This is a genomic window from Photobacterium phosphoreum, from assembly GCF_002954725.1.
In the GTDB taxonomy this organism is placed as follows: Bacteria; Pseudomonadota; Gammaproteobacteria; order Enterobacterales; family Vibrionaceae; genus Photobacterium; species Photobacterium phosphoreum.
Genome location: NZ_MSCQ01000005.1, coordinates 1 through 3,033, shown reverse-complemented (window position 1 = coordinate 3,033; position 3,033 = coordinate 1). Strand labels below are relative to the sequence as shown.

The window sequence follows — 3,033 nt, the reverse complement described above, 5'->3', positions numbered from 1 at the left end:
CACCTTATGGCAATAAATAGCAATCTGGGAAAAATCTGACTAGTTGTTCTCAACACGCATTCAAGCGTTTGTAGAGTCCGTCTCTTCTCTTTGGAGAAGAAAAACCCCTTGGGTGTTGTATGGTTAAGCCTCACGGGCAATTAGTATCAGTTAGCTCAATGCCTCGCAGCACTTACACACCTGACCTATCAACGTTGTAGTCTTCAACAACCCTTTAGAGACCTTAAAGGTCTAGGGATGACTCATCTTGAGGCTCGCTTCCCGCTTAGATGCTTTCAGCGGTTATCGATTCCGAACTTAGCTACCGGGCAATGCATCTGGCGATACAACCCGAACACCAGCGGTTCGTCCACTCCGGTCCTCTCGTACTAGGAGCAGCCCCTCTCAATCATCCAACGCCCACGGCAGATAGGGACCGAACTGTCTCACGACGTTCTAAACCCAGCTCGCGTACCACTTTAAATGGCGAACAGCCATACCCTTGGGACCGACTTCAGCCCCAGGATGTGATGAGCCGACATCGAGGTGCCAAACACCGCCGTCGATATGAACTCTTGGGCGGTATCAGCCTGTTATCCCCGGAGTACCTTTTATCCGTTGAGCGATGGCCCTTCCATTCAGAACCACCGGATCACTATGACCTGCTTTCGCACCTGCTCGAATTGTCATTCTCGCAGTCAAGCGGGCTTATGCCATTGCACTAACCTCACGATGTCCGACCGTGATTAGCCCACCTTCGTGCTCCTCCGTTACTCTTTGGGAGGAGACCGCCCCAGTCAAACTACCCACCAGGCACTGTCCGTAACCCCGATAAGGGGCCAACGTTAGAACATCAAGCATACAAGGGTGGTATTTCAAGATTGACTCCACAACCACTGGCGCGGTTGCTTCAACGTCTCCCACCTATCCTACACATGTAGGGTCAATGTTCAGTGCCAAGCTATAGTAAAGGTTCACGGGGTCTTTCCGTCTAGCCGCGGGTACACAGCATCTTCACTGCGATTTCAATTTCACTGAGTCTCGGGTGGAGACAGCGTGGCCATCATTACGCCATTCGTGCAGGTCGGAACTTACCCGACAAGGAATTTCGCTACCTTAGGACCGTTATAGTTACGGCCGCCGTTTACCGGGGCTTCGATCAAGAGCTTCGACCGAAGTCTAACCCCATCAATTAACCTTCCGGCACCGGGCAGGCGTCACACCGTATACGTCATCTTTCGATTTTGCACAGTGCTGTGTTTTTAATAAACAGTTGCAGCCACCTGGTATCTGCGACTCCCGGCAGCTTAGAGAGCAAGTCTCATCACCGCTAGGAGCGTACCTTCTCCCGAAGTTACGGTACCATTTTGCCTAGTTCCTTCACCCGAGTTCTCTCAAGCGCCTTGGTATTCTCTACCTGATCACCTGTGTCGGTTTGGGGTACGATTTCTTATAATCTGACGCTTAGAAGCTTTTCCCGGAAGCATGGCATCAATGACTTCACTACCGTAGTAGCTCGACATCGTATCTCAGCCTTAAGATGGTCCGGATTTGCCTAAACCATCAGCCTACATACTTGGACCTGGACAACCGTCGCCAGGCTCACCTAGCCTTCTCCGTCCCTCCATCGCAATTATAAGAAGTACGGGAATATTAACCCGTTTCCCATCGACTACGCCTTTCGGCCTCGCCTTAGGGGTCGACTTACCCTGCCCCGATTAACGTTGGACAGGAACCCTTGATCTTCCGGCGAGGGAGTTTTTCACTCCCTTTATCGTTACTCATGTCAGCATTCGCACTTCTGATACCTCCAGCACACTTTACAATGCACCTTCAACGGCTTACAGAACGCTCCCCTACCCAATGTGAACAAGTTCACATTGCCGCAGCTTCGGTGTATAGCTTAGCCCCGTTAAATCTTCCGCGCAGGCCGACTCGACCAGTGAGCTATTACGCTTTCTTTAAATGATGGCTGCTTCTAAGCCAACATCCTGGCTGTCTGAGCCTTCCCACATCGTTTCCCACTTAGCTATAACTTTGGGACCTTAGCTGGCGGTCTGGGTTGTTTCCCTCTTCACGACGGACGTTAGCACCCGCCGTGTGTCTCCCGGATATTACTTACTGGTATTCGGAGTTTGCAAAGGGTTGGTAAGTCGGGATGACCCCCTAGCCTTAACAGTGCTCTACCCCCAGTAGTATTCGTCCGAGGCGCTACCTAAATAGCTTTCGGGGAGAACCAGCTATCTCCGAGTTTGATTGGCCTTTCACCCCTAGCCACAAGTCATCCGCTAATTTTTCAACATTAGTCGGTTCGGTCCTCCAGTAAGTGTTACCTCACCTTCAACCTGCCCATGGCTAGATCACTCGGTTTCGGGTCTAATCCTAGCAACTATGACGCCCAGTTAAGACTCGGTTTCCCTACGGCTCCCCTAAACGGTTAACCTTGCTACTAAAATTAAGTCGCTGACCCATTATACAAAAGGTACGCAGTCACCCAACAAGTGGGCTCCTACTGCTTGTACGTACACGGTTTCAGGTTCTATTTCACTCCCCTCACAGGGGTTCTTTTCGCCTTTCCCTCACGGTACTGGTTCACTATCGGTCAGTCAGGAGTATTTAGCCTTGGAGGATGGTCCCCCCATGTTCAAACAGGATATCACGTGTCCCGTCCTACTCGATTTCACTATTAATGCATTTTTGGTTACGGGGCTATCACCCTGTATCGCTGTGCTTTCCAGCACATTCACCTAACGCAGAACTAGCTTAAGGGCTAATCCGGTTTCGCTCGCCGCTACTACCGGAATCTCGGTTGATTTCTCTTCCTCGGGGTACTTAGATGTTTCAGTTCCCCCGGTTCGCTTCATTAACCTATGTATTCAGTTAATGATACTTGCTTATGCAAGTGGGTTTCCCCATTCGGAAATCCCAGACTCAAGTGGCTTTTACTGCCTAATCTGGGCTTATCGCAAGTTAATACGTCCTTCATCGCCTCTGACTGCCAAGGCATCCACCGTGTACGCTTAGTCACTTAACCATACAACCCCAAGAGGTCTT

1 rRNA gene is annotated in these 3,033 nt (G+C 50.5%); it reads right to left on the bottom strand.

Features of this window, described 5'->3' with window-relative positions:
- Nucleotides 1-119 precede the first annotated feature (119 nt).
- A 23S ribosomal RNA gene (locus tag BTO21_RS19930) occupies nucleotides 120-3,013 on the bottom strand.
- Between the last annotated feature and the right edge of the window lie 20 nt (nucleotides 3,014-3,033).